The 26,322-nt window shown below is 67.0% G+C and carries 35 protein-coding genes and 1 pseudogene; 29 read left to right on the top strand and 7 right to left on the bottom strand.

The window, feature by feature from the left end; translation table 11 throughout:
* The first annotated feature begins 5 nt into the window (after positions 1-5).
* The 5 genes from nifT (at position 6) to C3Y15_RS00500 (ending at position 2,885) form a co-directional block, all read left to right on the top strand.
* A complete protein-coding gene (gene nifT, locus C3Y15_RS00520; protein ID WP_059454647.1) occupies positions 6-224 on the top strand; it encodes a putative nitrogen fixation protein NifT in 219 nt (72 codons plus the stop codon).
* 1 nt (position 225) lies between these two features.
* Positions 226-504, top strand: a complete 279-nt coding sequence (locus tag C3Y15_RS00515; protein ID WP_059454648.1) for a hypothetical protein — start codon at positions 226-228, stop codon at positions 502-504.
* Complete coding sequence (locus C3Y15_RS00510; protein WP_011880136.1) at positions 494-1,657, top strand: DegT/DnrJ/EryC1/StrS family aminotransferase; 1,164 nt, start codon at positions 494-496, stop codon at positions 1,655-1,657. Before C3Y15_RS00515 ends, C3Y15_RS00510 begins: the two co-directional genes overlap by 11 nt.
* A gap of 11 nt (positions 1,658-1,668) precedes the next feature.
* Positions 1,669-2,508, top strand: a complete 840-nt coding sequence (locus C3Y15_RS00505) for an SIR2 family protein (RefSeq protein ID WP_059493809.1) — start codon at positions 1,669-1,671, stop codon at positions 2,506-2,508.
* A gap of 80 nt (positions 2,509-2,588) precedes the next feature.
* Positions 2,589-2,885 (top strand): 2Fe-2S iron-sulfur cluster-binding protein, encoded by a 297-nt coding sequence (locus C3Y15_RS00500; protein WP_011880138.1) that lies wholly within the window; start codon positions 2,589-2,591, stop codon positions 2,883-2,885.
* 114 nt (positions 2,886-2,999) lie between these two features.
* Here the strand turns inward: C3Y15_RS00500 and C3Y15_RS00495 are convergent, their stop codons facing one another.
* The 7 genes from C3Y15_RS00495 to C3Y15_RS00465 form a co-directional block, all read right to left on the bottom strand.
* Positions 3,000-3,236: a zinc ribbon domain-containing protein gene (locus C3Y15_RS00495; protein ID WP_014725861.1), complete on the bottom strand. Its 237-nt coding sequence runs from the start codon at positions 3,234-3,236 to the stop codon at positions 3,000-3,002.
* 24 nt (positions 3,237-3,260) lie between these two features.
* Positions 3,261-3,695 (bottom strand): ArsC/Spx/MgsR family protein, encoded by a 435-nt coding sequence (locus tag C3Y15_RS00490; RefSeq protein WP_059461447.1) that lies wholly within the window; start codon positions 3,693-3,695, stop codon positions 3,261-3,263.
* Between the two features lie 14 nt (positions 3,696-3,709).
* Entirely contained in the window at positions 3,710-4,477 is a 768-nt protein-coding gene (locus C3Y15_RS00485; RefSeq protein WP_059493811.1) for an ankyrin repeat domain-containing protein, read from the bottom strand.
* Positions 4,474-4,707, bottom strand: a complete 234-nt coding sequence (locus tag C3Y15_RS00480; RefSeq protein WP_059493812.1) for a hypothetical protein — start codon at positions 4,705-4,707, stop codon at positions 4,474-4,476. The genes C3Y15_RS00485 and C3Y15_RS00480 overlap by 4 nt, the downstream gene beginning before the upstream one ends.
* Positions 4,704-5,246, bottom strand: a complete 543-nt coding sequence (locus C3Y15_RS00475; RefSeq protein ID WP_059493814.1) for an ankyrin repeat domain-containing protein — start codon at positions 5,244-5,246, stop codon at positions 4,704-4,706. The genes C3Y15_RS00480 and C3Y15_RS00475 overlap by 4 nt, the downstream gene beginning before the upstream one ends.
* Positions 5,247-5,390: 144 nt before the next feature.
* On the bottom strand, positions 5,391-5,999 hold the full coding sequence (locus C3Y15_RS00470) for a hypothetical protein (RefSeq protein ID WP_014725866.1): 609 nt from the start codon (positions 5,997-5,999) through the stop codon (positions 5,391-5,393).
* Positions 6,000-6,042: 43 nt separating this feature from the next.
* Positions 6,043-6,462, bottom strand: coding sequence for a group II truncated hemoglobin (locus tag C3Y15_RS00465; RefSeq protein WP_059493816.1), 420 nt, complete (start codon positions 6,460-6,462; stop codon positions 6,043-6,045).
* A gap of 373 nt (positions 6,463-6,835) precedes the next feature.
* On the opposite strand from C3Y15_RS00465, the gene nifH reads away from it, so the two are divergent.
* The 24 genes and pseudogenes from nifH to cynR all read left to right on the top strand — a co-directional run bounded on the left by nifH (position 6,836) and on the right by cynR (position 26,017).
* Positions 6,836-7,717: a nitrogenase iron protein gene (gene nifH / locus C3Y15_RS00460; RefSeq protein WP_011880146.1), complete on the top strand. Its 882-nt coding sequence runs from the start codon at positions 6,836-6,838 to the stop codon at positions 7,715-7,717.
* 82 nt (positions 7,718-7,799) lie between these two features.
* Positions 7,800-9,263, top strand: a complete 1,464-nt coding sequence (nifD, locus tag C3Y15_RS00455) for a nitrogenase molybdenum-iron protein alpha chain (RefSeq protein ID WP_011880147.1) — start codon at positions 7,800-7,802, stop codon at positions 9,261-9,263.
* A gap of 77 nt (positions 9,264-9,340) precedes the next feature.
* Positions 9,341-10,900: a nitrogenase molybdenum-iron protein subunit beta gene (gene nifK / locus C3Y15_RS00450; RefSeq protein ID WP_011880148.1), complete on the top strand. Its 1,560-nt coding sequence runs from the start codon at positions 9,341-9,343 to the stop codon at positions 10,898-10,900.
* Positions 10,901-10,913: 13 nt separating this feature from the next.
* A complete protein-coding gene (locus C3Y15_RS00445; protein ID WP_014725868.1) occupies positions 10,914-11,234 on the top strand; it encodes a hypothetical protein in 321 nt (106 codons plus the stop codon).
* A 260-nt stretch (positions 11,235-11,494) separates the two neighbouring features.
* Positions 11,495-11,974 carry a hypothetical protein gene (locus C3Y15_RS00440; RefSeq protein WP_059493966.1) on the top strand — a complete coding sequence of 160 codons (480 nt, stop codon included), beginning with the start codon at positions 11,495-11,497 and terminating at the stop codon, positions 11,972-11,974.
* Between the two features lie 306 nt (positions 11,975-12,280).
* Positions 12,281-13,774, top strand: a complete 1,494-nt coding sequence (gene nifE / locus C3Y15_RS00435) for a nitrogenase iron-molybdenum cofactor biosynthesis protein NifE (protein ID WP_059493818.1) — start codon at positions 12,281-12,283, stop codon at positions 13,772-13,774.
* A 20-nt stretch (positions 13,775-13,794) separates the two neighbouring features.
* Entirely contained in the window at positions 13,795-15,207 is a 1,413-nt protein-coding gene (gene nifN / locus C3Y15_RS00430; protein ID WP_059493820.1) for a nitrogenase iron-molybdenum cofactor biosynthesis protein NifN, read from the top strand.
* Complete coding sequence (gene nifX, locus C3Y15_RS00425) at positions 15,204-15,620, top strand: nitrogen fixation protein NifX (protein ID WP_011880153.1); 417 nt, start codon at positions 15,204-15,206, stop codon at positions 15,618-15,620. The genes nifN and nifX overlap by 4 nt, the downstream gene beginning before the upstream one ends.
* Entirely contained in the window at positions 15,613-16,104 is a 492-nt protein-coding gene (locus C3Y15_RS00420) for a NifX-associated nitrogen fixation protein (protein ID WP_014725872.1), read from the top strand. Before nifX ends, C3Y15_RS00420 begins: the two co-directional genes overlap by 8 nt.
* A 23-nt stretch (positions 16,105-16,127) precedes the next feature.
* Complete coding sequence (locus C3Y15_RS00415) at positions 16,128-16,319, top strand: CCE_0567 family metalloprotein (protein WP_011880155.1); 192 nt, start codon at positions 16,128-16,130, stop codon at positions 16,317-16,319.
* Positions 16,320-16,335: 16 nt separating this feature from the next.
* The gene (gene fdxB / locus C3Y15_RS00410) at positions 16,336-16,644 is read left to right on the top strand and encodes a ferredoxin III, nif-specific (protein ID WP_011880156.1); all 309 of its coding nucleotides are present in this window, start codon (positions 16,336-16,338) and stop codon (positions 16,642-16,644) included.
* A gap of 14 nt (positions 16,645-16,658) precedes the next feature.
* Positions 16,659-17,246 carry a nitrogen fixation protein NifQ gene (locus C3Y15_RS00405; protein ID WP_046424779.1) on the top strand — a complete coding sequence of 196 codons (588 nt, stop codon included), beginning with the start codon at positions 16,659-16,661 and terminating at the stop codon, positions 17,244-17,246.
* 99 nt (positions 17,247-17,345) lie between these two features.
* Positions 17,346-17,963, top strand: a complete 618-nt coding sequence (locus tag C3Y15_RS00400) for an oxygen-binding protein (RefSeq protein ID WP_052747048.1) — start codon at positions 17,346-17,348, stop codon at positions 17,961-17,963.
* Positions 17,964-17,965: 2 nt separating this feature from the next.
* A complete protein-coding gene (locus C3Y15_RS00395) occupies positions 17,966-18,508 on the top strand; it encodes a DUF2325 domain-containing protein (protein ID WP_059493822.1) in 543 nt (180 codons plus the stop codon).
* Positions 18,509-18,854: 346 nt separating this feature from the next.
* A complete protein-coding gene (modB, locus tag C3Y15_RS00390; protein ID WP_059493824.1) occupies positions 18,855-19,529 on the top strand; it encodes a molybdate ABC transporter permease subunit in 675 nt (224 codons plus the stop codon).
* 15 nt (positions 19,530-19,544) lie between these two features.
* Positions 19,545-20,297 carry a molybdate ABC transporter substrate-binding protein gene (modA, locus tag C3Y15_RS00385; RefSeq protein WP_059493826.1) on the top strand — a complete coding sequence of 251 codons (753 nt, stop codon included), beginning with the start codon at positions 19,545-19,547 and terminating at the stop codon, positions 20,295-20,297.
* 12 nt (positions 20,298-20,309) lie between these two features.
* Positions 20,310-21,089 (top strand): ATP-binding cassette domain-containing protein, encoded by a 780-nt coding sequence (locus C3Y15_RS00380; RefSeq protein ID WP_034192732.1) that lies wholly within the window; start codon positions 20,310-20,312, stop codon positions 21,087-21,089.
* 12 nt (positions 21,090-21,101) lie between these two features.
* Positions 21,102-21,917, top strand: coding sequence for a TOBE domain-containing protein (locus C3Y15_RS00375; protein ID WP_059454659.1), 816 nt, complete (start codon positions 21,102-21,104; stop codon positions 21,915-21,917).
* A gap of 147 nt (positions 21,918-22,064) precedes the next feature.
* Positions 22,065-22,571 carry a PhzF family phenazine biosynthesis protein gene (locus tag C3Y15_RS00370; RefSeq protein WP_081052188.1) on the top strand — a complete coding sequence of 169 codons (507 nt, stop codon included), beginning with the start codon at positions 22,065-22,067 and terminating at the stop codon, positions 22,569-22,571.
* Between the two features lie 33 nt (positions 22,572-22,604).
* Positions 22,605-23,171, top strand: coding sequence for a cupin domain-containing protein (locus tag C3Y15_RS00365; RefSeq protein ID WP_060715418.1), 567 nt, complete (start codon positions 22,605-22,607; stop codon positions 23,169-23,171).
* A 395-nt stretch (positions 23,172-23,566) separates the two neighbouring features.
* Positions 23,567-23,836: a DUF1778 domain-containing protein gene (locus C3Y15_RS00360; protein WP_059457546.1), complete on the top strand. Its 270-nt coding sequence runs from the start codon at positions 23,567-23,569 to the stop codon at positions 23,834-23,836.
* Complete coding sequence (locus C3Y15_RS00355; protein WP_059493830.1) at positions 23,833-24,321, top strand: GNAT family N-acetyltransferase; 489 nt, start codon at positions 23,833-23,835, stop codon at positions 24,319-24,321. The genes C3Y15_RS00360 and C3Y15_RS00355 overlap by 4 nt, the downstream gene beginning before the upstream one ends.
* A gap of 165 nt (positions 24,322-24,486) precedes the next feature.
* Positions 24,487-24,842 (top strand): annotated as a pseudogene (locus C3Y15_RS32080) (hypothetical protein).
* Positions 24,843-25,129: 287 nt separating this feature from the next.
* The gene (gene cynR, locus C3Y15_RS00335) at positions 25,130-26,017 is read left to right on the top strand and encodes a transcriptional regulator CynR (RefSeq protein WP_059457756.1); all 888 of its coding nucleotides are present in this window, start codon (positions 25,130-25,132) and stop codon (positions 26,015-26,017) included.
* Positions 26,018-26,322: the final 305 nt, after the last annotated feature.

Genomic DNA, 26,322 nt, shown 5'->3' with positions numbered 1-26,322 from the left:
TTATCGTGAAAGTGATGATCCGCAGAGACAGCAAAGGCGTGCTGAGCGCCTACGTGCCGAAGAAGGACCTCGAGGAGCCGATCGTGTCGATGGCGCGGCCGCAGATGTGGGGCGGGCTCGTCACGCTCGGCAATGGCTGGCAGCTCGAGCTGCCCGAGATGGATCCCGCCACGGCGCTGCCCGTGACGGTCGAAGCGCGGCGTATCGCCGGCGTGGAGGAATGACATGGCGCTCACCGCCGAGCAAGTCCAGGCCGCGGCCGAGCTGATCGGCTCGGCGTCGACGCTCGACGCCGCCGCGAGCCGGTGGCGCGAGCGCTTTCCGGACGTGCGCACGATGCGGCTCGGCGCGGCCGACATGTGCGGCGAGACGCCCGCGTTGCGCGTCGGCGCGCGGGCCGTCTACTTCGTCCGGATCGCCGGGATGTGCCTGTCGATCACGGCGCATGCGAGCGAAGCGAACGCGCTGATCCTGACCGACGATGGGAGCGGCCATGGAACTTGACGAGATTGCGCTCGCCGAGCCGGCGTGCGGTGCGCGTGAAATCGAGCTGGTGAGCGCGGTGCTGCGCTCGTCGCGCTGGAGCGACGGGCCGATGCGCGAAGCGTTCGAGCGCGCATTCGCGGGCTGGGCCGGCCGCGCGCATGCGGTCGCGGTCGCGAGCGGCACGCTCGGCGCGTGGCTCGCGCTGCGCGCGCTCGGCATCGGGGCCGGCGACGAGGTGATCTGCGCATCGCACACCTGGCATCAGGTCGCGCAGGCGATCACGCTCGCGGGCGCGACGCCGGTGTTCGCGGACATCGATTACTGGAGCGGCTGCCTGAGCGCCGACAAGGCCGGCTCGAAGATCGGGCCGCGCACGCGGGCGATCCTCGCCGGCAACACGAACGGCCATCCCGCCGCGTGGGGTCCGCTGCGCGAGCTGGCCGATGCGCACGGGCTCGCGCTGATCGAGGACAGCACCGAGGCGCTCGGCTCGCGCTACCGCGGCCGCACGGTCGGCTCGTTCGGCGACGTCGCGATTTTTGAGTTCTCGGCGCCGAGCGCGCTGTGCGCGGGCGAGGGCGCGATGCTCGTCACCGACGACGACGCGCTCGTGCACGAGCTGCGTTATCTGCGCGAGCGGCGCGTCGCGGACCGCGGCTCGGTGTCGGTCGGCGCGCGCGTGCCGCTGCAGGCCGGTATCAGCGAGCTGACGGCCGCGCTCGGTCTCGCGCAGCTCGCGAGCCTCGACGAGCGCCTCGCGCAGCGCAAGCAGGTCGAGCGCTGGTATCACGAGCAGATGCGCAGCTTCGAAGGCATCAAGCCGCCGTACACGGCCGACGACGTCGACGAGGTGAACTGGATGCTGTACGTCGTGCACCTCGGCAAGCGCTTCACGCAAAGCGCGCGCGCGCAGATGATCGACGATCTGAAGTCGTGCGGAATCGAGACCGCCGCATACAGCCATCCGCTGCACGAGCAGTTCCACTACATGCAGGCGGGCGACTCGATCGGCCGCAAGCGCGGCGTGCTGCCGGACACCGAGCGCATCGGCGACCGCGCGCTGGCGCTGCCGCTGCACACCTTGCTCGACGCCGACCAGGTGAAGTTCATCGTCACGACCCTGAAGGACACCGCGACCAACGTGGGCGCGGGAGCCGCGATCTATCTGTGAGGAAGCCGTTCATGAGCATGTCGATCGAGCACATCGCCCGCCGGATCGAGGCAGGCAGCATCATTCCGTATCTCGGCCCGGGCCTGCTCGCGCTGTGCGCCGACGTGCGCGTGCCGGCCACCGCGGAGGCGCTGGCGCGGCTGATGACCGACAAGGTCAGCGTGCCGCACAAGATCCGCCACCGGCTCACGCAGGCCGCGCAGTTCATCGAGAACTTCAAGCATCGCAAGTCGGTGGTGAGCCTGATGAACGACGCGTTCGCGGCCTCGCCGGCGCCGTCGGCGCTGCATTGCGCGCTCGCCGCGAGCGGGGCGGGCCTGTATGTCGACACCTGGTACGACGACACCTTCGCGACGGCGCTCGCGCGCATGCGGCCGGGCGGCTGGGCGCAGGTGCAGGGGCTGTCGCAGTCCGAGCACTTCGGCGAATGGTTCGCCGGCTACGACGCGCACGGCGCGCGGCTGCCCGAGGTGCCGTCCGCCGGCGCGCTGCTCTACAAGCCGATCGGCGCGCATGCGCCCGCCGCGAACTATCTGGTGTCCGACAGCGACTTCGTCGAAGTGCTGACCGAGATCGACATCCAGACGCCGATTCCGCCCGCGGTGCAGGCGTGGCGCAGCGGCCGCAGCTTCCTGTTCGTCGGTTGCCGCTTCGACGACCAGCTCGCCCGCAGCTTCGCGCGTCAGATCATGAAGCGTTCGTCCGATACGCACTGGGCCGTGCTGCCCGACGAGCCGACGCGGATGGAGGCGCGCTTCCTCGACGAGCAGCGCATCGAGCGGATCGCGATGCCGCTCGATGCCTTCGCCCGCGCGCTGGTCGCCGAGTTGAGGCACGCGCTTCCCGCGTGACGGCCGCGGCGCGGCGTGTCGTCACGCGGTGGTTTCCGCCGTTTTCCTTGTTGTCTTTATCGTCCCGTGAGTATCTGACCATGACCATCCTGACCGTTCTTCCTTCCGGTAAATCCTACGATGTCGCCGTCGGTGCGACGCTGTTGCAGGCGCTCCTCGGCGTCGGCGAGGCCATCGCGCACAAATGCGACGGCAAGGCCGAATGCGGGTCGTGCCATCTGTTCGTGCAGGAGGGCCGCAAGAGCCTGTCGAAGATTCAGCGCACCGAGAACGAAAAGCTCGATGCGATCGTCGGGGTCGGCTCGAAATCGCGGCTTGCGTGCCAGGCGGTGCTCGGCGACGAACCGGTGACCGTCGAGCTGTTGAGCTTCGTGTGAGGCAGACGTGAGGCCGTCGTGAGGCGGCATGCGGAGGCGGGCGTCGATGTCGCGAGCGGCTCTTGAGAACCGCATCGCGCGCGCCGCCCGACCGACGCGCCCCCCGTCGTTCCGCTACTTCAGCAGCTTCGCGCGCTCCGCGGCCGAGAAGTTGCTCAGATGGCCCTCATGGGCCGCCTGCCGGCGGGCGTTCCTGACGATCTCGCGCGAGCGTCCGGGCGGCGCGGGCGCGCTGACCTGCTTGTCGAGCGCGGTGCTGCCGCAGTGCGGACACGCGGGCGACGCGCCCGCCCGCACCAGCGCTTCGAAGGTCCGGCCGCAGTCGCGGCACCGATAGTCGTAAAGAGGCATGGCGGCTCTCCGGTCAAATTGCATTCAGGCGGACGCGGCGGCGCAGCCCGTCGTGGCGGCCGCACAGCCTTCGAGCGAACCTGGCGGCGCGTCTGCCGCCGTCAACGGACCGAGGCCGATCCACGCATGCACGCGCGCCGCATCGAAGCCGACCATCCGGCCGTCGCCCGCTTCCATCAGCGGCCGGCGGATCAGCAACGGTTCGGCCAGCAGCAGCGCGAGCGCGGCCGCGGCGTCGAGCGCCTCGGGGACGATCCGGCCGGCTTTCACGTCCGGCGCCGCGCGGTTGAACCATTCGTGCACCGGCAGCGGCTCGAGAAACGCGAACAGCGTCTTCGGCGTCCACGGCCAGCGCAGCAGATTGCGCACCTCGAGCGTGTGGCCGGCGGCGACCAGCAGCGCCTTCTGCGCCGCATTGCCGCCGCAGCCGGGTTTTTCGTAAAACGTGACATGAGCCATCGCAAGATCCTTCATCAGAGTCGGCGCAGCAATTGCAGGCATTCGGCCGTCGCGGCCATGTCGAGGGCGGTGAAGCCGTCGCGCGAGCGGATCGCCGGATCGGCCCCCAGCGCGAGCAGCGCACGGACGACCGCGGCCTTGCCCGACGATGCCGCGTACATCAGGCAGGTCGCGCCCGTCACGTTCGCATGGTCGAGCGGCACGCCGGCCCGCGCGAGCCGCTCGATGCCGGCCGGGTCGCCGTGCACGCAGGCGAGCCACAGCGCGTTGTTGCCGTCCGCGTTGATCGCATCGACCGCCACGCCGTGTGCCAGCAACGCGTCGACGGCGTCGTGCGCGCCGCGCCACGCGGCAACCATCAGCGGCGTGTTGTCGTGCGCGTCGCGCGCGCTCGGGCCGACGAAGCCGACGCTCGCGAGCCACGCGGCAAGCGCCGGCTCGACCGGGCTGCCGGACGGGTTCGCGCCGGCAACGCTCGCGGCCCATGCCGCGTGCCCGCCGATCAGGTCGCAGACGACCGTGAAGCCGAAGTCCGCGAACATGCGCGCCCAGGCCTGGCTCGCGTTGCCGCGATGGCAGTAGATCAGGATCGGCCGGCCGCGCCGCGTGCGCAGCAACAGCTCGTCCTGGTTGTCGCGCGACAGCCGCACGGCGTCCGGCCAGCCGGAGCGCGCATGACTGTCGGCATCGCGCGCGTCGAGCACCAGCGCATCGGGATGACGGCCGCGCCACGCGCCGAGCTCGTTGACCGTGAGACGTCGAAAGACGCGTTGCCCCTTCATTGCGAACGCTCGCGCTGCATGCGCTTGCCGACGACGCGTGCGTCCGCGAGCGGCAGCGGTTCGAGCGGCGCGCCCTCATCGCGCCGGAACGCGGTGTGGTATGCGTCGCGGCTCGGTCCGGCTGCATGGCGCTCGTGCCGGAATACCGGCCGGAGCAGATGGTCGAGAGCGCCCGCCGCATCGGCGCGCGTGTAACCCGAAGCCGGGCGACGCGAAGCACACGCGCTCATGCCGCGTCGTCCTGCGCCGCATGCGCGAGCCGGTGCGATTCGCGCAGCAACTGCAGCGCACGATCGGTGGCCATGTCGCGCGCGCTGCGGCCGTCCGGCGCGCATAGCGTCTCGCTCGCGCCGCATGACAGCAGCAGCTGCATCACCTCGATCCGGCCGCTCGCGGCCGCCTGCATCAGACACGTGACGTCGTCGTCGTTCGCGTGGTCGACGTCGGCGCCCGCCTCGATCAGCCGCAGGATCGGCGCGGGCGCGCCGCCGATGCACGCATACCACAGCGCGCCGTTGCCGGCGTCGTCGAGTGCGTCGAGCCGCGCACCGTGCGCGAGCAGCGCGTCGAGCACGCCGTCCTCGCCTTGCAGCGCGGCCAGCATCAGCGGCGTGACGCCGCCGATGCCGCACGAGTGCAGATCGGGATAGTCGTGCCACGCGAGCCAGGTGGCGAGCGCGGCGGGCATCCGTGCGCGCGGCGGGTCGTCGTCGCGCACCGCGCGCAGGTTGCCGCCGCGGCGTGCGACGAAGGAACTGTGCAGGGACATGGTCGTGCTCCGGCTCCGGTTGACGGACAGGGTTCGGCCAAGCGGCCCGCGGGCGCCGGTGCCGGCGCGCGGGAAACGCCGGGCCGCCCCACGTTGCTCAGGCCCGCTCGTGCGGGTGGCGTGAAGCGACAGGTTCGCGGCCGCTCATACGGGCCGATTCTCGTTCGGGTTGCGCACGGGGCCCATCAGTTCGAGCCCTTCCGCGTACGTGATCGTGTCGAACGTGACGTCGAACTTGAGCGCCGCGTCGGCGACGGCGTCGAGCTTGCCCGCGGTGTCCTTCTTCTTCAGTTCGCTCTTCTCCAGATAGAGCAGCTCGAGCATCTCGTTGTAGACGGTGCTCTCCAGAATCGGCAGCACGTAGAACATCGCGCCCTTGTACGGCACCTGGTAGCGCTTGCTCAGGTCGATGTTGTCGCAGAACAGGAAGTACTTGCCGCCGGCGCTCAACGTGTCGCCGAGCACTTCGGCGACGTCCTTCAGATATTCGAAGCTCAGCAGGAAGCCCGCGAAGAACGGCAGGTGCGGCTCGCCGAAGGTCGCGACGGCCATCACCTGATCGCAGGTCAGCTCGGGCGGGCGCGCTTCGTCGGCGAGCTTGGCCGCGAAACGCAGCGCGAGTTCGCCGCGGAATCCGACCCGCCCGAAGGTATTCGTGAGCCCCTTCAGCACGGGGTTGAGCAGACGGCCTTCGGCTTCGAGCCGCGCGAACGCGGTGTCGTCGAGCGTGGTGCGGGTGAGCGCTTCGGTCATGATGAAAAATCCTCGGTGTCGTCGTCAAAGGTGAGGGCGAACGTCATCGCCCGGTGTTGCGCAACCAGTCGGCCAGCGTGAAGAACGCCTGCATCAGTTCGTCCCGCAGTGCCGGCTCGACGCCGCATTCGTCGAGCGCCGCGCGCATGCAGGCGAGCCACGCGTCGCGCTCGGCCATGCCGATCGCGAACGCGCGATGCCGCATCCGCAGACGCGGGTGCCCGCGCTGCGCCGAATAGTGACGCGGGCCGCCGAGCCACTCGCACAGATAGGTGACGAGCACCGTCTTCACCGGGCCGAGATCCGCGCCGTGCATCGCGCGGATGCCGGCGGCGTCGGGCCGCGTGTCCATCTGGCGATAGAACGCATCGACGATGCGCGCGAGCGCGGCTGTGCCGCCGAGACGATCGAAAGGCGACGGCGCCGCGTGAAGCGAATGAGCGGAATGGGCGGGCGTGTTCATGAAGCCGCTTGGTGCAACAACCGTACCAGGCGAGATCCGCCGGGCCGCAGCGGACGAAGCGGACAAAACCACGCATGGATGCGCGACAACTGCGTGTCGTTTGCGACGCTGCGCGCGGCGTTTGTCGGGAATCCGACACGACGAGGGAAGCCGGCGCCGACCTCGCGCCGCGCGCAGCCGGCCCGTCGCGACGGGCGTTGCAACGAATGTCGTGCGGGTTGGCACGGAAGCTGCAATTGCTGGGCTGCGGACAACTCCTGGCCGATGCGCGGTGCGACAGAAGAAGACCAAAGGCGATACGGACACGGCAGGCTGACATGGTCGCGATTTCGCAACCCTGGTTTCAACCTCTTTTCTCAATGTGGAGCACGCAATGTCTCAACTTCGGCAAATCGCCTTCTATGGCAAAGGCGGCATCGGCAAATCGACCACGTCGCAGAACACGCTCGCGGCGCTGACCGATCTGGGCCAGAAGATCCTGATCGTCGGCTGCGACCCGAAGGCCGACTCGACGCGCCTGATCCTGCACGCGAAGGCGCAGGACACGATCCTGTCGCTCGCGGCGGAGGCCGGCTCGGTCGAGGATCTCGAGCTCGAGGACGTGATGAAGATCGGCTACAAGGACATTCGCTGCGTCGAGTCGGGCGGCCCGGAGCCGGGCGTCGGCTGCGCGGGGCGCGGCGTCATCACGTCGATCAACTTCCTCGAGGAGAACGGCGCGTATGACGGCGTCGACTACGTGTCGTACGACGTGCTCGGCGACGTGGTGTGCGGCGGCTTCGCGATGCCGATTCGCGAGAACAAGGCACAGGAGATCTACATCGTGATGTCGGGCGAGATGATGGCGATGTACGCGGCCAACAACATCTCGAAGGGCATCCTGAAGTACGCCAACAGCGGCGGCGTGCGCCTCGGCGGCCTCGTTTGCAACGAGCGTCAGACCGACAAGGAGCTCGAGCTCGCCGAAGCGCTGGCGGGCATGCTCGGCACCCGGCTGATCCACTTCGTGCCGCGCGACAACATCGTGCAGCACGCGGAGCTGCGCCGCATGACGGTGATCGAGTTTGCGCCGGATTCGAAGCAGGCGAACGAGTATCGCCAGCTCGCCAACAAGATTCACAACAACGCGGGCAACGGCACGATCCCGACGCCGATCACGATGGACCAGCTCGAAGATCTGCTGATGGAGCACGGGATCATGAGCGCGATCGACGAGTCGCAGGTCGGCAAGACCGCGTCGGAACTGACCGCGTAACGCGCGTCGCGCGACATGCCCCGCCGCGCGGCGCGCGCGGCGGGGCGCGCAGTGGAGAACGACCTCACATATGGAGCATGCTATGACCGCCACGGTTGAAGAGCGCAAGGCCGCGAACAAGGCCCTGATCGACGAAGTGCTGAAGGCCTATCCGGAGAAGATGGCCAAGCGGCGCGCCAAGCATTTGGGTACCTTCGAGGAGGGCAAGCCCGACTGTGGCGTGAAATCCAACATCAAGTCGCTGCCCGGCGTGATGACGATCCGCGGCTGCGCGTATGCGGGCTCGAAGGGCGTCGTCTGGGGGCCGATCAAGGACATGATCCACATCAGCCACGGTCCGGTCGGCTGCGGCCAGTACTCGTGGGCGGCGCGCCGCAACTACTACATCGGCACCACCGGCATCGACACGTTCGTCACGATGCAGTTCACGTCCGACTTCCAGGAGAAGGACATCGTGTTCGGCGGCGACAAGAAGCTCGACAAGATCATCGACGAGATCCAGCAGCTGTTTCCGCTGAACAAGGGCATCTCGATCCAGAGCGAATGCCCGATCGGCCTGATCGGCGACGACATCGAAGCGGTGTCGAAGAAGAAGGCGACCGAATACGCCGGCCACACGATCGTGCCGGTGCGCTGCGAAGGCTTTCGCGGCGTGTCGCAATCGCTCGGCCACCACCTCGCGAACGACGCGATCCGCGACTGGGTGTTCGACAAGACCGATCCCGACAAGCGCCCCGCGTTCGAATCGACGCCGTACGACGTCGCGATCATCGGCGACTACAACATCGGCGGCGACGCATGGTCGAGCCGCATCCTGCTCGAGGAAATCGGCCTGCGCGTGATCGCGCAGTGGTCGGGCGACGGCACGATCGCCGAGCTGGAGAACACGCCGAAGGCGAAGCTCAACGTGCTGCACTGCTACCGCTCGATGAACTACATCAGCCGGCACATGGAGGAGAAGTACGGGATTCCGTGGGTCGAGTACAACTTCTTCGGCCCGACGATGATCGAGAAGAGCCTGCGCGAGATCGCGAGCCACTTCGACGACACGATCAAGGCGAACGCCGAGAAGGTGATCGCGAAGTACCGCCCGCTGATGGACGCCGTGATCGCACGGTACAAGCCGCGGTTGCAGGGCAAGAAGGTGATGCTGTTCGTCGGCGGCCTGCGTCCGCGCCACGTGATCGGCGCATACGAGGATCTCGGGATGGAGGTGGTCGGCACCGGCTACGAGTTCGGCCACAACGACGACTACCAGCGCACGACGCACTACGTGAAGGACGGCACGCTGATCTACGACGACGTGACGGGCTACGAGTTCGAGAAGTTCGTCGAGCAGGTGCAGCCGGACCTCGTCGGTTCCGGGATCAAGGAAAAGTACGTGTTCCAGAAGATGGGCGTGCCGTTCCGGCAGATGCACAGCTGGGACTACTCGGGCCCGTACCACGGCTACGACGGCTTCGCGATCTTCGCGCGCGACATGGACATGGCGATTTCGAGCCCGGTCTGGAGCCTCGCGAAGGCGCCGTGGAAGAAGGCCGCCTGACCCCGCCCGCCGACGCTCGCTGCAGACCGCCGGCACCGCGCCCACCGCCCATTTGACGACTGAATCAGGAGTACGTGATGCCACAATCCGCCGACAAGATCCTCGATCACGAGTTGCTGTTCCGCGAACCCGAGTATCAGGAGATTTTCCGCACGAAGAAGGAGCAATTCGAGTTCAACCATCCCGACGAGGCGGTCAAGCAGATCGTCGAGTGGACCAAGACCGAGGACTACAAGCAAAAGAACTTCGCGCGCGATTCGCTGACGGTGAATCCCGCCAAGGCGTGCCAGCCGCTCGGCGCGGTGTACGTCGCGAACGGCTTTCACAAGACGCTGTCGTTCGTGCACGGCTCGCAGGGCTGCGTCGCGTATTACCGTTCGCACTTCTCGCGCCACTTCAAGGAGCCGACCTCGTGCGTCAGCTCGTCGATGACCGAGGATGCGGCGGTGTTCGGCGGCCTGAACAACATGATCGACGGCCTCGCGAACGCATACAACCTCTACAAGCCCGAGATGATCGCGGTGTCGACCACCTGCATGGCCGAGGTGATCGGCGACGATCTCGACGCGTTCATCAAGAACAGCAAGCAGAAGGGCAGCGTGCCGGAAGACTACGACGTGCCGTTCGCCCATACGCCGGCGTTCGTCGGCAGCCACGTCACCGGTTACGACAATTCGCTGCTCGGCATCCTCAAGCACTTCTGGGACGGCAAGGCCGGCAGCGCGGCGCCGCTCGTGCGCGTGCCCGACGACAGCGTGAACTTCATCGGCGGCTTCGACGGCTTCGTCGTCGGCAACATGGCCGAAATTCGCCGGATCTTCGCGCTGTTCGACGTGAAGGTCAACGTGATCTGCGATCCGTCCGAGACCTGGAACACGCCGACCGACGGCGAGTTCCGCATGTACGAGGGCGGCACGACGAAGGAGGAGGTCGAACGCGCGCTGCACGCGAAGGCGACCTTCGTGTTCCAGGAGTACTGCTGCGAGAAGACCAGCAAGTTCATCGCCGAGCACGGCCAGGAAGTCGTCGTGCTGAATGCGCCGGTCGGCGTGGCGGGCACCGATCATTTCCTGATGGAAATCTCGCGCGTCACCGGCAAGCCGATCCCGGCGGAGCTCGAGAAGGAGCGCGGCCAGCTGGTCGACGCGATGGCCGACAGCCAGGCGCACCTGCACGGCAAGCGCTACGCGTTGTACGGCGATCCGGACCAGATGCTCGGCTACACGCAGTTCCTGCTCGAACTCGGCGCGGAGCCCGCGCACGTGCTCGCGACCAACGGCAACGAGGCATGGGCGGCGAAGGTGCAGGCGATGTTCGACGCGTCGCCGTACGGCGCGGGCTGCAAGGTGTATCCGAAGCGCGACCTGTGGCACATGCGCTCGCTGCTGTTCACGGAGCCCGTGGATTTCCTGATCGGCAACACCTACGGCAAGTATCTCGAGCGCGACACGAAGACGCCGCTCGTGCGCATGGTGTTCCCGATCTTCGATCGCCACCACTACCACCGCTATCCGACCTGGGGCTACGCGGGCGCGCTGCGCACGCTGATCATGTTGCTGGACGAATTCTTCGAAGCGCTCGACGCGAACACGATGGTGCCGTCGAAGACCGACTACAGCTACGACATCATCCGTTGACACGGAGGCGGCGATGACGGAACGGGTACTCGTCAAGACGACGCAGGACGGCCGCAAGGTCGAGGTGATCGACGGCTGGGTCTGCCTCGCAGGCGTGCGCGAGACCGATCATCTGGTGCCGTTGGGCGAGCATCCGAACCGCCAGGCGATCGCGCGCACGGTGCGCGGCGCCACGCACGTGGCGGGGCGCCTGCCGCTCACGCACGACGAGGCCGCGATCGCGCAGGGCGCGCTGGCGGCCGCGCAGCGCGCGTTCGACGCGAGCCCGCAAGGGATCGCGCAGCGCATCCGGAAGGCCGTATGGGCGAAGACGGCAGCGGAGGGCGTCGAATGAGCGCCGGCCGTTGCGATACGACGGCGTTACGACGTGGCGTCGCTCGGTCGCGGCGCGGTCGGTCCAACAGGGTTTTACCTCGCGAAATTTGGCCCGCCGCCAGTATGGGGCGGCTTTTTTTCGGCGCGGCGAGCGAGCGGCGCGCGTGACGAGGATTCGACGGCGTGCGCCGTGGCAGCGCTCGGCCATCGCCGGGCCGCGATGCACGGCCCGACGCATGCGCCGTGGCCGCAGCGGCCGGATGGCGCCAGGAGGACGCGGTGATCTACGTGCTTGAACTGCCGGAAGCCGGCGCGCCGAACGCATGGTTCGCGTACGACGACGCCGATTTTGCGCGCAAGGTGGCGGCGTCCGACCCGCTCGCGCGCGACGAAATCCACGACACGCTGACGGTGCGCGAGCTGCTCGCGTTCGACGGCGCCGAACCCGACGCGGCGCTGCGCACCGCGTATCCGGCGCTGTGCGCGCTCGGCGACGCCTATGGCTGGGACGCGACGCTCTACCGGGCCGACTACGTGCTCGGTCGCGGCGTCTGCGGCAACCAGCCGGTCACGCTGCGCGACGCGGCGGCGGCCGCGCTCGCCGCACGCGGCGCAGCCATCGTGTACTGGACCGACGACGACGCGCTCGCCGCGTTCGAGGGCGGCGATCCGCGCGTGGCGGGCGAGCGAAACTGGCGGGCGAGGCGGGCGCTGTACGAGCAGCTCGTCGCGCTCGACGTACTGGCCGACGACAACTGACGGGCGGCGCACGAACATGAAGAAACGGCGAACCGCACGAACGCCGGCCGATGCGTCGGCGAACGCTTTCGCGACCGGATGCGGGAACGAGCGATCGCCCGCTCGCACCGGCGCTGCGCCTTACAGCGTTCGCCGCTCGAGCGCCACTCGCGCGTTGTCGGGTTCCGTTCAAAACCGTCCAAAGCGCGTCCGAATCCCGACAACGCGCGCGCCCCGTCAGACCGCATCGAACGGTGTTCATGGGGCCGAGCCGCATGGTATGGAATTTGCGGATATCCCGTTGCACGAACCTGAGAGGAACCCGTCATGTCCGCATCGCTGAAAGCCAAGATTGCCGAAGTGTTCGACGAACCGGGTTGCGACAAGAACCAGGACAAGAGCGAGAAGGCACGCAAGAAGGGCTGCACGAAGCAGCTTTCGCCCGGCGCGGCGGCCGGCGGCTGCGCGTTCGACGGCGCGAAGATCGCGCTGCAGCCGATCGTCGACGTCGCGCATCTCGTGCACGGCCCGATCGCGTGCGAAGGCAACTCGTGGGACAACCGGCACTCGGCATCGTCGGGCTCGCAGTTGTACCGCACCGGCTTCACGACCGACATCAACGAGCTCGACGTCGTCTACGGCGGCGAGAAGCGGCTGTTCCGAAGCGTGCGCGAAATCATCGAGAAGTACGATCCGCCCGCCGTGTTCGTCTACCAGACCTGCGTGACCGCGCTGATCGGCGACGACATCGAGGCCGTCTGCAAGCGCGCCACCGAGAAGTTCGGCAAGCCGGTGATTCCGGTCAACTCGCCCGGCTTCGCGGGGCCGAAGAACCTCGGCAACAAGCTCGGCGGCGAGGCGCTGCTCGACTACGTGATCGGCACGCGCGAGCCCGACTACACGACGCCCTACGACATCAACATCATCGGCGAATACAACCTGTCCGGCGAGCTGTGGCAGGTCAAGCCGCTGCTCGATGCGCTCGGCGTGCGCATCCTGTCGTGCATCTCCGGCGACGGCCGCTACGACGCGGTGGCGAGCGCGCATCGCGCGAAGGTCAACATGATGGTGTGCTCGAAGTCGATGATCAACATCGCGACGCGGATGCAGCAGCGCTACGGGATTCCGTATTTCGAGGGCTCGTTCTATGGGATCGGCGACATGAGCGACACGCTGCGGCAGATCGCGACGCTGCTCGTGCGGCAGGGCGCGCCGGCCGACCTCGTCGAGCGCGCCGAGCGTCTGATCGCGAGCGAGGAAGCGCGCGCGTGGGCGCGCATCGCGCACTACAGGAAGCGCCTCGCCGGCAAGCGCGTGCTCCTGATCACGGGTGGCGTGAAGTCGTGGTCGGTGGTCGCCGCGCTGCAGGAGGCGGGGCTCGAGATCGTCGGCACCAGCGTCAAGAAGAGCACGAAGGAAGACAAGGAGAAGATCAAGGAGATCATGGGCGACGACGCGCACATGATCGACGACATGACGCCGCGCGAGATGTACGCGATGCTGCGCGACGCGAAGGCCGACATCATGCTGTCGGGCGGACGCTCGCAGTTCGTCGCGTTGAAGGCCCGCATGCCGTGGCTCGACATCAACCAGGAGCGCCACCATCCGTACGGCGGCTACGAAGGGATGGTCGAGCTCGTGCACGAGATCGATCGCGCGATCTTCAACCCGGTGTGGCAGCAGGTGCGGATCCCCGCGCCGTGGGGCGACGACGGCGAGACGCTCGGCGCGGCGCAGGCCGCTGCCGCGGCTGCATCGGCACCGATTCCGCATGGCGTGCATGCGTGGGCGATGGGGCTCGAACCGGGCGTCGTCGCCTGAGCGGGCCGGGGAGAGCTGCGATGGCTGAAGTCGTCGATTCGAAAAAGGCTTGCGCGGTCAATCCGCTCAAGATGAGCCAGCCGCTCGGGGCGAGCTATGCGTTCATGGGCCTCGACGCGTGCATGCCGGTGATGCACGGCTCGCAGGGCTGCACGTCGTTCGGCCTGGTGCTGCTCGTGCGTCACTTCAAGGAGGCGATCCCGCTGCAGACGACCGCGATGAACGAGGTCACCACGATCCTCGGCGGCTACGAGAACATCGAGACGGCGCTGCTGAACATCCGCAAGCGCGCGGCGCCGAAGATCATCGCGATCTGCTCGACGGGGCTCACGGAAACCAAGGGCGACGACGTCGAAGGCTATCTGCGGACCGTACGCACGCGCAAGCCGGAGCTCGACGATACCGAGATCGTCTACGTGTCGACGCCCGACTACGTCGGCGGCTTCGAGGACGGCTACCGGCTTGCGGTCGCCGCGATCGTGCGCGCGCTCGTGAAGCCGCTGCCGGCGAACGCGCGGCAGGTCACGCTGCTGCCGGGCAGCCACCTGTCGCCGGCCGACATCGACGAGCTGCGCGAGATCGTCGCGGCGTTCGGGCTCGACGCGATCGTGCTGCCGGACCTGTCCGGCTCGCTCGACGGCCACATCGCGCCGGACTGGCGCGGCACGACGCTCGGCGGCACGACGCTCGAGCAGATCCGGGCGGCGGGCGCGTCCGCGTTCACGATCGGCGTCGGCGAGCAGACGCGGATGGCGGCCGAGACGCTTCATGCGCTGACCGGCGCGCCGTTCGAGATCTTCGAGCGGCTCACCGGGCTCGAGCCGAACGACCGGCTGCTCGTGCGGCTCGCGCAGCTCGCCGGGCGGCCGGTGCCGGACAAGTATCGGCGGCAACGCAGCCAGTTGCTCGACGCGATGCTCGACGGCCACTTCTACACGGGCGGGATCAAGGTCGCGCTCGGTGCGGAGCCGGACCTGCTGCTCGCGCTCGGCTGCCTGCTGCACGAGATGGGCGCGGAGCTGCGCTGCTGCGTCAGCACGACCGCGTCGGCCGCGCACGCGCTGCTGCCCGCGCCGCACGTGCTGCTCGGCGATCTCGAGGACCTGGAGCAGCGTGCGGCGGATTGCGATCTGCTGGTCACGCATTCGCACGGCCGGCAGATGGCCGAGCGGCTCGGCAAGCCGCTGATGCGCGTCGGCTTCCCGGTGTTCGACCGGATCGGCAACGCGCACCGCTGCCAGGTCGGCTATCGCGGCACCATGAACCTGATCTTCGAGATCGCGAACCTGATGATCGAACGGATTGCGCATCACGGCCCGGGCGACTGGCCGCTGCCGCCGCACGCGGTCGATCTCGCGGCGCGCGATCCCGCGCGCACATTGGACATTCCGATCGTCGCCCAACCGATATTCGACCAGGAGCACACCGCATGAAGATCGCCTTCGCGACCCAGGACAAAGAGCACGTCGACGCGCATTTCGGCTGGGCGAAAAGCATCGTCACGTACGACGTGCGGCCGGACGGGCACACCTTCGTCGAGTCGTTCGAGTTCGGCGGCAAGCTCGAGGAGGACGGCGACGAGGACAAGCTCGCGCCGAAGCTCGACGCGATCAGGGACTGCGCGATCCTGTACGTCGCCGCGATCGGCGGCTCGGGCGCGGCGCGCGTCGTCGCACTGAAGATCCATCCGATCAAGGTGCCGCAGCCCGAACCGATCGGCGAGATCCTGGTAAAGCTGCAGGAGGTGCTCAACGGCACGCCGCCGCCATGGCTGCGCAAGGCGCTCGCGAAGGACGGCGGGCGCACATTCGATTTCGACGAAGACGACGAGGTATCACATGGCTGACGCCACCATCGACACGACGCCCGACGCGGCCGCGGACGAAGCGCTGCTCGCGACGCCGTTCGTGCAGCAGCTGATCAAGCAGCTGCGTGCACAGGACCTGCACGGCACCTGGGAGAACCGCAGCGACCTGCAACTGCTGAAGCCGTTCATCCTGAGCGCGGACGAGCGGCGCGCGATTCCGATCATCGGCGACCCCGACCCGGAGACGCTGTGGCGGCTCGAGCTGTTCTATGCGGCGGTTGCGGTCGCGATCGAACGCGAGACGCGCCAGATGGTGTCGCCGATGATGAAGATGAGCCATGAGGGCTTCGGCCGGATGGTACTGATCGCGGGGCGGCTCGTCGTCGTCAACAAGCAATTGCGCGACGTGCACCGCTTCGGCTTTCCGTCGCTCGAGAAGCTCGCGGCGGCGGGCGGCAAGTTCCTCGACGACGCGATCGAGATGATTCGCGCGTACCCGGCCGTCGCGCAGTACGGCGCGTGAGCGGCGCAACGTGGAGAAAATCGATGACCAACCAAGCCGACGAACTGAAAGCGCGCCTCAAAAAGCTCAATGCCCAGGCGACGCAGGCGAAGATGGATCTGCACGACCTGTCCGAGGAACTGCCGACCAACTGGGAGCAGATTCTCGCCGTCGCGCAGCGCTGTCACGATGCGCATGCCGCATTGATGGAAGCGCGCAAGGCGAGCGCCGCGTGACGCGAGGCACCCGACCATGAGCGAAACCTTCAACGTGAAACTGCCGAGCGGGGAGACCTGGACGCCGACGTTCGTGTCCACGCTCGACGAGGCCAAATGCATCGGCTGCGGCCGCTGCTTCAAGGTGTGTCCGCGCGGCGTGCTCGAGCTGGTCGGCGTCGACGAGGACGGCGAGCACGTCGCGCTCGACAGCGACAGCGACGATGACGACGAGTACGAGAAGAAGGTGATGACGATTGCGCACCGGCAGCTGTGCATCGGCTGCACCGCGTGCGCGAAGATCTGCCCGAAGAAGTGCTATACGCACGCGGCGGCGCAGGTTTGACGGGGCGAGCGGCGATGGACGTGCGCGCGATCCTGATGCGTTGTGCGCTCGACGCGCAGGATCCGACCGTGCTCGCGTTCGTCGGCCCGCTCGCGGTAGCGTTTGCACGCGGCGAGGCCGACGCCGCGACGACCGCCGGGCTCGGTGCGACCGATACGCACCGCGTGCTGGATCGCTGGTTTCCGGGCGCACGGGCCGCACTCGCGGCGTGCGCCGAGTCGCCCGGCGCTGCGCTGCCGCCGATGCACACACAACCGCACACGCCGCGTGACGACGAGTTCGACGATCTCGTCGCGCTCTTCGTCGAGCACGCCGACTCCGATGCGGGCACGCGCGACGAAGCGCGCTGCGTCGCCTGCGTGCTGGCGGCCGCCTGCGCGGGCGACAACCATCTGTGGCAGGACTTGCTGCTGCCGTCGCGCCGCGAGCTGTCCGCGCTGATCGGGCGGTGGTTTCCACGGCTCGCCGCGAAGAACACGCGCGACATGAAGTGGAAGAAGTTCTTTTACAAGCAGCTGTGCGAGCGCGAAGGACTGTTCGTCTGCAGGGCGCCGAGCTGCGGCGCGTGCGCCGATTACGCGCACTGCTTCGGACCGGAATAGCGGCGTTTCGCGCGACGTGGCGCGGAACCTGCTTCGTTTCGGACATCGTTATGTAGCGCGATATATAACCGACAAACCGAACAGGGAGCCGACACGCTCATGAACCCGAACCCGGGGGCCACGCCCCGCGCACGCTGGACGCCGTGTACGCGCGCCTGCTATCGGACGCTGCAATGGCCGGCCGCGCCTTTTCCACACGAGCGGCGCGACGCCGTCGGGCCGACCGTATGCCCGACGCTGCCCGCGCCGCCGCACCGGCTGCTCGCGATCTGCACGGAAGCGGGCCTGCGCGATCTGGTGGCGTGCCACATGGCGCGCTTGAAGACGACGCCGCTGTTCGCACGCGCCGGCGACTGCTTCGATTGCATCGTCGAGCGCGTCGCCGACTTCGTCGTCGAATCGTGCGGCGGCCCGCTGTATTTCAGTCAGCGTCACGCGCGTCTGCAGGCGGGCGCCGGGTTGCCGCTGCTGCTCGACGAGGAGGGGCGGGAGCTGTGGCTCGTGCATTTGTGGCATGCATTCGACGACGTCGGCTTGCCGAGCGCGTTGCGCGCGGATTTCTGGCGCTGGGCGGAACCGTTGTCGGTGCAACTGCTCGCGCCGCATGCGCGGCACGACCGGCTGACCCGCTATTCGTACGACACCGTGCAAAGCTGGTTCGCGACGCCGCCTGCGCAGCCCGACCCGCCGGGCCGGGATCGCACCGGCGCGCGCTGATCATGCCGCGGCCGGCGATGTGCGCGCTCGAGCGCAGCACGCAGCGCGCGTCGCAATCGATGCGCGAGCACCACGAAGCGCTCGCGCGTCTCGCGCGGGTACGCGCGCATGCGGCAAGCCTCGCGCACGAGCTGCAGGCGGTCGAGCAGGTCATGCTCGACGGCGACTTGCTGTCGGCGATGCTGGTCGGCCGCCGCTTCGTCTACGTCGGCGGCCGGCCGGGGAGCAACGCGGTATTGCGCGCATGGTCGAGCACGTCGGGCGGCGAATTCGTTCATCACGTGGCGCGGATCGACGATGACGGCGGTCCGCGCGCGCAGCAGTTCGCGGCGCTGCTGCAACGCGCCGACGCGGTGCTGTGTCCGCTCGACACGATCGATCCCGACTCGCTCGCCGCGCTGCGCGCACACTGCGCGCGCCGTCGCGTACGCTGGATCGCGCTGCGCACGTCGAGCGTCGCCAGCTTCATCGCCGGTGTGCTGAAGGCGCAGCGCATCTCGCGCGCGGCGCGTACGGCGGCATGCGTGTGTCCGCGTCACGGCTGACGGTGCCGGCGCTGCACGGCATTCGTGTCATGTCAGGAATCGGACATGTCGGTTTCGTTACGTCGCCTCGGTGTCTTTCTCGATGTCGAATACGCGTGCGGCGACGAGCGCCGGGTTCGGCGGCCTGGCACGCTGCGCGGTGCAGATTCGCCACGTGGCCGTATTGCTCCGCCCGCATCGGCAGCTGCTCGAGCCGGCCCTGCGCGATTTCGAACCTGCGTGCAAGGCACTCGCGCGGCTAGGTCGTAGTTGAGTTTTTCCTGCCGGCCGACGCCTCGCGATGGAGGATGGCCTGCATCTTGCAACGTCGGTGATGTAGCCGAGTTCATCACGAAAGGTGTCGCAAATGTCGGGTTTCCTACAACGCATCGACTGGCCGCCGCTGTTGCTGTCGCTGAAAGTCGCGAGCCTCGCGACGCTGCTCGCATCGATCGCCGGCATCGCGCTCGGCTGGCTGTTCGCGCGCCGTCGCTTTGCGGGGAGCGCGATCGTCGAAGCCGCCTGCATGTTGCCGCTGGTGTTGCCGCCGACCGTGATCGGCTACGGGATTCTGATCGTCGCGGGCCGGCGTAGCGCGCTCGGCAGCTGGCTCCATGAACAGTTCGGCTACACGTTCGTGTTCAACTGGCACGGCGCGGTGCTCGCGTCGACGATCGTGGCGCTGCCGCTGGTGTTGAAGTCCGCAAGCGCCGCGTTCGCGGGCGTCGACCGCTCGCTCGAGGCGGCCGCACGCACGCTGCGGCAGTCGCCATTCTCGACCTTCGTGCGCGTCACGCTGCCGCTCGCATGGCCGGCGATTCTGGCGGGCGCGCTGCTCGCGTTCGCGCGCGCGATGGGCGAGTTCGGCGCGACCTTGATGATCGCGGGCGACATCCCGCGCGAGACGCAGACGCTGTCGCTCGCGATTTACGACGCGATGCAGGATGGCCGCGACGGCACCGCGTTCTTTCTCGCGTGCGTCACGTCGGTGCTGTCCGTCGCGGTGCTCGTGTTGTCCAAGCGCTTTTTCACACTACGTTGAGCCGGAGAGGGCTTCATGAAATCAATGATTCGATGCTTCGCGAGCCTGCTATGCGTGCTCGCGCCCGTCGTCGCGCTCGCGCAGCAACTGACCGTGTCGGCCGCGGCCAGCATGACCGATGCGTTCAAGGAGATCGTGCCGCGCTTCGAAGCCGCGCATCCCGGCGTGACGGTGCGGATGAACTTCGGCGCATCGGGCACGCTGCTTCAGCAGATCCGCGTGGGCGCGCCGGTCGACGTATTCGTCAGCGCCGATGCGGCGACCGTCACGCGCGGCATCGATGCGGGCATCTTCGACGGCGCGACGCAGCGCACGCTCGCGACGAACACGCTGGTGCTGGTCGTGCCGGCCGGCGACGCGTCGCCCGTGAAGTCGCTCGCCGCGCTAGCGGACCCGGCCGTGCGACGGATCGCGATCGGCAAGATCGCGACCGTGCCATGCGGCCGGTATACGCAGCAGGCGCTCGAGCGCGCGAAGCTGTGGGGCGTACTCGGGCCGAAGATCGTGGAGTCCGACAGCGTGCGGCAGGTGCTCGACTACGTCGCGCGCGCCGAGGCCGACGCGGGCTTCGTCTATCGGACCGACGCGATGCTGATGCCGGATCGGGTCGCGGTCGTGCAGACGGTGGACGACCACGATCCGGTCGTTTATCCGGTCGTCGCCGTTCGCGCGAGCAGCGCGCCTGCGCTCGCGAAGGCGTTCATCGCGTATCTGTTCGGCCCGGACGCACAGGCGATCCTGAAGCGGTACGGCTTCACGCATGCGTGACGGAGCGTACCGGTGATCGACGTCGACTTCGATGTGGCGGTGTCGGACGGCACACGGCGTTTCGCGCTCGCGATGCGCTTCGCGTCAGACGCGCGCGTGATCGCGCTCTACGGACCGTCGGGCGCCGGCAAGTCGTTGACGCTGCAGACCGTCGCCGGGCTGCTTGCGCCGCGACGAGGGCACGTGCGCGTCAACCGGCGCACGCTGTTCGACGCGGACTGCGGAATCGACGTGCCGCCCGAGCGGCGCGGCATCGGCTGCCTGTTCCAGCATTACGCGCTGTTTCCGCATTTGTCGGTGCGCGAGAACGTCGCGTTCGGGCTGACCACGTGGTATCGACGCCGCTTGTCGAACGACGCACGTGGGCGTGTGGACGAGTTGCTGGAGCGCTTCGGTCTCGCGTCGCTTGCCGGGAGCCGGACCGACGGGCTGTCGGGCGGGCAACGGCAGCGTGTCGCGCTGGCGCGCTCGCTCGCGTGCCAGCCCGGCCTGCTGTTGCTCGACGAACCGTTCTCCGCGCTCGATCCACCGTTGCGACGCGACTTGCGACGCTATCTCGACGAGGTGCTCCGCGAGTGGCAGATCCCCGCGATGATGATCACGCACGACGTCGACGATGTGGTGGCGCTTGCCGACGTCGCATTCGTGATCGAGCAGGGCCGGGCCGTGCGCGAGGTCGACGTGCAGCGCGGCGTCGCGACTTCGCTGGAACGCATGTGCGCGGACGCGCGCCCGCCGACGCCGCACGAACAGCGTGTGCGCGGTTTGCTGCGCGCGTCCGCGATCGACTGACGCGGCGGACGGATGCGAGAGACGTGCGGCACGCGCAACGATGCGACGCTGTTGATCGGCGAGCTGAAGCTCGCGGGCCGCCTCGACGAGCGGTTTTTCGCGCTCCTGGAAGCGATCGACAACACGGGTTCGATCAACCGTGCGGCGCGCGTGGCCGGTTATAGCTACAAGGGTGCGTGGCTGGTGCTCGAGAGCGCGTCGAATCTTGCGAGCCAGCCGTTGTTCACGACGGAGACGGGAGGCAAGGGCGGCGGCGGTACACGGCTTACGCCCGTTGCACGGGAGTTGCTGTCTGCATGGCGGGTGCTGCAGGTGAGGACCCGACGGTTCCTGCGGGAACAGGAAGCATGGCTGGTTCAATCTCCGGCGCTGTCCGGACTACTCAGGAGAATCGCAGTGAAAACCACCGCTCGCAATCAGTTTTCGGGAACCATCGCCGCGGTCAGCGATGGACCGGTCACGACCCAGGTGACGTTGAAGATATCGGGCGATCAGGAGATCGTTGCGACGATGACCACGGCCGCGGCGAAGCGGCTCGAACTCAAGATAGGGCAGGACGCGATCGCGCTGATCAAGTCGTCGGCCGTCGTGCTGGTCGCCGATTTCGCCGGCTACGTGCTGTCCGCGCGCAACCAGTTCAGCGGGACGATCTCGCGGATCGAGCGCGGCGCGACGACGTCGCTCGTCGTCGTGACGCTGGCGGGGGGTGTGAACGTGACGTCGAGCGTCACGAACGACGCGGTCGATGCGTTGGGGCTTGTCGTGGGGCAGCCGGCGACGGCGGTGTTCAAGGCTTATTCGGTGATGGTGGCGGTGGCGGCGGCTTGAGGCGTCATCGTGGTGAAGAGCGCGTTGCCGCCGGTCGTGCGGATGCAGGCGATCGCCACGCAACTCACGCTGCCGACCACGGCCTTCGTGATCGAACGGTAGCCGGGCGCCGAGCTGAACATCTGCGGTCACGCCACCATCGCGACGATGGGGTATCTGTACGATGTCGAGCAGGTTCGGGCAAGCGGTCCGCTGTGCTTTCATACCCATTGCGGACCGCTGCATGCATACGACGCCCGCCGCGCTGTCGCCGCGCCTCCTCGCGGCGCCGGGCGCGACGATCGACCATTTCGCGCGCGCGGTCGACGACTTTCTGGTGCTGCTGATTCGGAGGAAACGGCAAGCGGGCTCACGCCCGACTTCGACGCGCTGAAGACCTTCGACTGCCGCGGCCATGTCGTCACGGCGCCCGGCCGGCGCACCGGCGTCGATTTTGTGTCCCGTTCCTTCTTTCCCGCGCTCGGGGTGAACGAGGATCAGGTATGCGTGTCGGCCCATTGCAAACTGGCGCCGTTCTGGGCCGGGCGTCTGGAGCGGCGTCGCTTGTCGGCGCTGCAGGGGCCCCCGCGCGGCGGCCGCCTGATCGTTGAGGACGCGGAAGACCGCGTGCACGTTGCGGGCACTGCGGTCGTGCGGGCGCGGCTGACCCTATAGAATGGTCAGCCGCCCCGCAAGCAAGGACACAAGATGAAGAAAAAGCGCCTGCAGCTGAATGTCGTCAACGTCGAAGATGTCGAGGCGGTCGATCACATGGAAGGGACGCACTGGGGCGGGTCTTACAAACCACTTACGCCTGTGCTCGACACGGTTCCCGGCAGAATCGGCGTGAATCTTTCACGCGTGCCGCCCGGCCGCACTGCCTGTCCGTTTCACACCCATGCGCGCGAGGACGAGGTCTTCTTCGTGCTGTCGGGACGCGGGGTGTTCCGCTATGGCGATACGCTGCGCGAAATCGGTCCCGGCGATTGCATCTCGTGCCCGGCAAGCAGCGGCATCGGACACCAGCTGGCGAATCCGTTCGACGAGGATCTGGTCTACCTGGCCATGGGGTTGAACGATCCGCACGAGGTCTGCACCTATCCCGACAGCGGCAAGGTGATGATTCGCAGCCTTAAGACGGTCGGCCGGATCGACACGGCAGATTACATGGACGGCGAAGCGAACATGCCGCAGATCTTCACGATGCACACGACAGCCGGTCCCGCACCGAGGAAGCGCAAGTCGTCCGGCAGACAGAAAAGCAAAAAGGCCTGACGAATCGGTGGGGTTGCGGGCGCCGCCGCACAGGATGGCGCATCCGGGGATATCGGATCCGCAATACGAAATGAATGCGTCATGGAATTTCCGGTGTCGGACTGCACGACGGAACCTATCCGAATCTTTGTGTGCGAGGCATAAACCGGCGACCAAGGAGCCACTTTATGCCACGCAAACGCAAGGAAGAAGTGACGATTGAACCTGGACCCGAAACTGATCAGACAACTGGTACCCGGAACGCTGGATCGGGCGAGGCTGCCCCAAGCGCCGTTTCACGGGAGTACGCATTGACCGGCGCCGGTTTCGATACTCGCGAATGCCACCGGCAATTTTCCGTACAATTTGACGAGCCCGGCAAATTTCCGTACAGTAGCGCAAGGAGGTAACACCTTATGGCTACTACTCGCTTTGAAGCGCGCGTCGAGGCCGACGTGCTGGCGGTGATCCGCCGGGCCGCCGAGATCCAGGGGCGCACGATGTCGGACTTCGTCGTGTCCGCTGCGCGCGAAGCCGCGCAACGCGCCATTTCCGACGCGGACTTGATTCGCCTGTCGGTGGCGGATTCGGAGCGCTTCGCCGCGGCGATTCTATCGCCCGCCAAGCCCACGGACGCCTTGCAGCGGGCGCTCGGTCGTCACGACCAGTTGCTGCGTAATGAATGACCGGTCCGCAGCTCACGGTGGCCGTGCTCGCCGCAGCCCATGATCGAACCGGTTTTGAATGTGGCACGCCGGCGCTTGACCGCTACTTGCGCGAAACGGTGACGCAGGACGTTCGCCGTCGCGTCGCCGCGTGCTTTGTGATGCTTGACGGCAATTTCGTTGCTGGCTATTACACGCTGTCAGCCGCCAGCGTCGCGTTGGCCGATTTGCCCCATGAGGTAGCGCGCAAGCTGCCGCGCTATCCCGCGATCCCGGCGGTGCGCATGGGGCGACTGGCCGTTGATCGCCGGTATAGGGGCAGGGGCCTGGGTGCCGCTTTGCTGGTCAATGCGCTCCGGCGCGCGACCAGCTCGGAAGTCCCGGCCGTCGCGTTGACCGTCGACGCGAAGGACGAGGGCGCCGCGGCGTTCTATGGCCACTTCGGCTTCCAGCCCCTCACGCACGACCCGTTGGCATTGTTTTTGCCGTTGGCGACGGTCAAGTAGGGTAGAGCATTGAATCTGTCGCGACGCTTGTCCAGCTTATTCTCGAGATAAGCGGACGGCTGACTGGCGCCATATCTACGATCCTCAACGAAGCACCAGAGTGGGCGATCAGGAACGGTGACGAGTGCATCGATATCGCTCGCCTTGCACGAGTTGCCCGCGCGCATGTTTGACACCCCCTGGCCGTGGCCCATCGCACCTCGGCCCTTCCTGGAAGAGGCGTTTGGTAGCTGGTTGGGTCGAATCGCGGCGCGGTATCAGACGAGCGTGGACTTGACTTGGTGTATTGCTTCAGATGTCTTGTTCTGAACGACGCCGATGTCACTGCATCACGGTGGAAGAGGGAGTGGCTCGATCCGTCAGCCGACTACTGCCGGGCGCACCACAGCCTGCTCGAGACTGTTCCGCAATCGATTTTTGCCAGAGATCCGAATTTCGATGCCGCGCTGCTGGCGATATCACGTTATCGATGCCCACGCAGAAAGGAACCGTCACGCAGCTTTGGACCTGCGCCTTGTTGACGCGCCTTCTTCGATTCTCGCCAGTACACGCTTCCCGGAATCCACCACTGTCGAATCATGTGTCACCTGATAGCGCACAATCATGCCTTCCACAGAATAATTTCATTCAGCACCAGCGCCCTAACGGGCCGGTTCGGCGTCTTCCGCAATCCGTCGACGATCTCCTTCACGATCAGCTTCAATGTGGCGTTGATTCGATGCACCTAGGATGGATGCGAATTTCAATAGTGTCCAAGGCTGGTTTGCGATAGAGTCGATAGGAATGACCAATAGATGAGGGGATGCCCGTGCTGCTCCGTCACATCCGTTACTTCCTTGCAGTGGCAGAACAGCAGAATTTCACGCGCGCTGCCGAGGCACTTCACGTATCGCAGCCGACCTTATCGCAGCAGATCCGGCAGCTCGAGGACACCTTGGGAACACCGCTGTTCGACCGTTCCGGCAGAACCGTTCACCTGACCGACGCGGGAGAAGCGTGGATGCGTTACGCCAAACTCGCGCTGCAGGACCTTGACGCAGGGGTGAGGGCGATACACGACGTGGCGGAGCTGAGTAGGGGTAGCCTGCGTTTCGCAGTAACGCCGACCTATACGGCATCCTTGGTCGGGCCGCTCGTCGATGAGTTCCATCAGCTGCATCCTGGCATCAGAATCGATATTCGCGAACTCACGCAGGACCAGATGGAGGCGCAGCTTGCGGACGACAAGCTCGATATCGGTGTGGCATTCCATCCGGCCTTTTCGGCCGACATAGAAAGCCAATCGCTTTTCGAGGAGACGCTGAGCTTGGTAGTCGGCCACAGCCACCCGCGTGCGTCGCGCCGCAGGGCACTCGCGGGGCGTGACTTTGGCAAGGAACCGTTGGTCTTGCTGAACGACACGTTCGCGACGCGCCGGTTCATCGATGAGCATTTTGCGCGTCACGCGATTCGACCGCTTGTCGCAATCGAAGTGGACACCATCGGTGCAATCGTTGAGATCGTGCGTCGCGGGCAGCTGGCGACGGTTCTCCCTGATCACATCGCACGCGTGCAAGAGGGCCTGCATCCCGTGCCGCTCGATCCACCTCTGCCAACGCGCACGGCCGCCGTTTTAGAGCGCAAGGGTGGGTATCGCACCGCAGCAAGCAGGGCGTTCTTAAAGCTGCTCACTGATCGGTTCGGGAAGTCGACCTGACCTTCGCCGACATCGACGGTGTCGAGTAGTTGAGAGACTTGCATCGGAGCTGATGCAGCGTGAGCGGATTTGCCTACGACAGCGGTTTTTGCCGAGATCGTCGACAGGAAACCCGGTCTTGATGACCCGTCGCGGCCTCGGTAACGATCCAACATTTCAGTGGCGAGCGGCCTTGCCGCCGCCGCGTTAGCATGCGCGTCGATCGCGACACCTTCATCGCAGGGCGCTTAGCCAAACCGTCAACCGCGTGCTTGGTGGCTGTAGATTCGGCCGCGTCAGCAAATCCGACGTGGGCTCTGGTTGAA

The sequence above is a fragment of the Burkholderia sp. B10 genome, from assembly GCF_004368385.1.
Lineage (GTDB): Bacteria > Pseudomonadota > Gammaproteobacteria > Burkholderiales > Burkholderiaceae > Burkholderia > Burkholderia vietnamiensis.
The sequence above is the reverse complement of the archived record's forward strand: the minus strand, read 5'-3'. Positions and strand labels throughout refer to the sequence as shown.

Bases quoted from the DNA above. Each gene is read 5' to 3' on its own strand.
- C3Y15_RS00515 (WP_059454648.1), top strand. From the start codon at position 226: ATGGCGCTCACCGCCGAGCAAGTCCAGGCCGCGGCCGAGCTGATCGGC.
- C3Y15_RS00510 (WP_011880136.1), top strand. From the start codon at position 494: ATGGAACTTGACGAGATTGCGCTCGCCGAGCCGGCGTGCGGTGCGCGT.
- C3Y15_RS00505 (WP_059493809.1), top strand. From the start codon at position 1,669: ATGAGCATGTCGATCGAGCACATCGCCCGCCGGATCGAGGCAGGCAGC.
- C3Y15_RS00500 (WP_011880138.1), top strand. From the start codon at position 2,589: ATGACCATCCTGACCGTTCTTCCTTCCGGTAAATCCTACGATGTCGCC.
- C3Y15_RS00495 (WP_014725861.1), bottom strand. From the start codon at position 3,236: ATGCCTCTTTACGACTATCGGTGCCGCGACTGCGGCCGGACCTTCGAA.
- C3Y15_RS00490 (WP_059461447.1), bottom strand. From the start codon at position 3,695: ATGGCTCATGTCACGTTTTACGAAAAACCCGGCTGCGGCGGCAATGCG.
- C3Y15_RS00485 (WP_059493811.1), bottom strand. From the start codon at position 4,477: ATGAAGGGGCAACGCGTCTTTCGACGTCTCACGGTCAACGAGCTCGGC.
- C3Y15_RS00480 (WP_059493812.1), bottom strand. From the start codon at position 4,707: ATGAGCGCGTGTGCTTCGCGTCGCCCGGCTTCGGGTTACACGCGCGCC.
- C3Y15_RS00475 (WP_059493814.1), bottom strand. From the start codon at position 5,246: ATGTCCCTGCACAGTTCCTTCGTCGCACGCCGCGGCGGCAACCTGCGC.
- C3Y15_RS00470 (WP_014725866.1), bottom strand. From the start codon at position 5,999: ATGACCGAAGCGCTCACCCGCACCACGCTCGACGACACCGCGTTCGCG.
- C3Y15_RS00465 (WP_059493816.1), bottom strand. From the start codon at position 6,462: ATGAACACGCCCGCCCATTCCGCTCATTCGCTTCACGCGGCGCCGTCG.
- nifH (WP_011880146.1), top strand. From the start codon at position 6,836: ATGTCTCAACTTCGGCAAATCGCCTTCTATGGCAAAGGCGGCATCGGC.
- nifD (WP_011880147.1), top strand. From the start codon at position 7,800: ATGACCGCCACGGTTGAAGAGCGCAAGGCCGCGAACAAGGCCCTGATC.
- nifK (WP_011880148.1), top strand. From the start codon at position 9,341: ATGCCACAATCCGCCGACAAGATCCTCGATCACGAGTTGCTGTTCCGC.
- C3Y15_RS00445 (WP_014725868.1), top strand. From the start codon at position 10,914: ATGACGGAACGGGTACTCGTCAAGACGACGCAGGACGGCCGCAAGGTC.
- nifE (WP_059493818.1), top strand. From the start codon at position 12,281: ATGTCCGCATCGCTGAAAGCCAAGATTGCCGAAGTGTTCGACGAACCG.
- nifN (WP_059493820.1), top strand. From the start codon at position 13,795: ATGGCTGAAGTCGTCGATTCGAAAAAGGCTTGCGCGGTCAATCCGCTC.
- nifX (WP_011880153.1), top strand. From the start codon at position 15,204: ATGAAGATCGCCTTCGCGACCCAGGACAAAGAGCACGTCGACGCGCAT.
- C3Y15_RS00420 (WP_014725872.1), top strand. From the start codon at position 15,613: ATGGCTGACGCCACCATCGACACGACGCCCGACGCGGCCGCGGACGAA.
- C3Y15_RS00415 (WP_011880155.1), top strand. From the start codon at position 16,128: ATGACCAACCAAGCCGACGAACTGAAAGCGCGCCTCAAAAAGCTCAAT.
- fdxB (WP_011880156.1), top strand. From the start codon at position 16,336: ATGAGCGAAACCTTCAACGTGAAACTGCCGAGCGGGGAGACCTGGACG.
- C3Y15_RS00405 (WP_046424779.1), top strand. From the start codon at position 16,659: ATGGACGTGCGCGCGATCCTGATGCGTTGTGCGCTCGACGCGCAGGAT.
- C3Y15_RS00400 (WP_052747048.1), top strand. From the start codon at position 17,346: ATGAACCCGAACCCGGGGGCCACGCCCCGCGCACGCTGGACGCCGTGT.
- C3Y15_RS00395 (WP_059493822.1), top strand. From the start codon at position 17,966: ATGCCGCGGCCGGCGATGTGCGCGCTCGAGCGCAGCACGCAGCGCGCG.
- modB (WP_059493824.1), top strand. From the start codon at position 18,855: ATGTCGGGTTTCCTACAACGCATCGACTGGCCGCCGCTGTTGCTGTCG.
- modA (WP_059493826.1), top strand. From the start codon at position 19,545: ATGAAATCAATGATTCGATGCTTCGCGAGCCTGCTATGCGTGCTCGCG.
- C3Y15_RS00375 (WP_059454659.1), top strand. From the start codon at position 21,102: ATGCGAGAGACGTGCGGCACGCGCAACGATGCGACGCTGTTGATCGGC.
- C3Y15_RS00370 (WP_081052188.1), top strand. From the start codon at position 22,065: ATGGGGTATCTGTACGATGTCGAGCAGGTTCGGGCAAGCGGTCCGCTG.
- C3Y15_RS00365 (WP_060715418.1), top strand. From the start codon at position 22,605: ATGAAGAAAAAGCGCCTGCAGCTGAATGTCGTCAACGTCGAAGATGTC.
- C3Y15_RS00360 (WP_059457546.1), top strand. From the start codon at position 23,567: ATGGCTACTACTCGCTTTGAAGCGCGCGTCGAGGCCGACGTGCTGGCG.
- C3Y15_RS00355 (WP_059493830.1), top strand. From the start codon at position 23,833: ATGACCGGTCCGCAGCTCACGGTGGCCGTGCTCGCCGCAGCCCATGAT.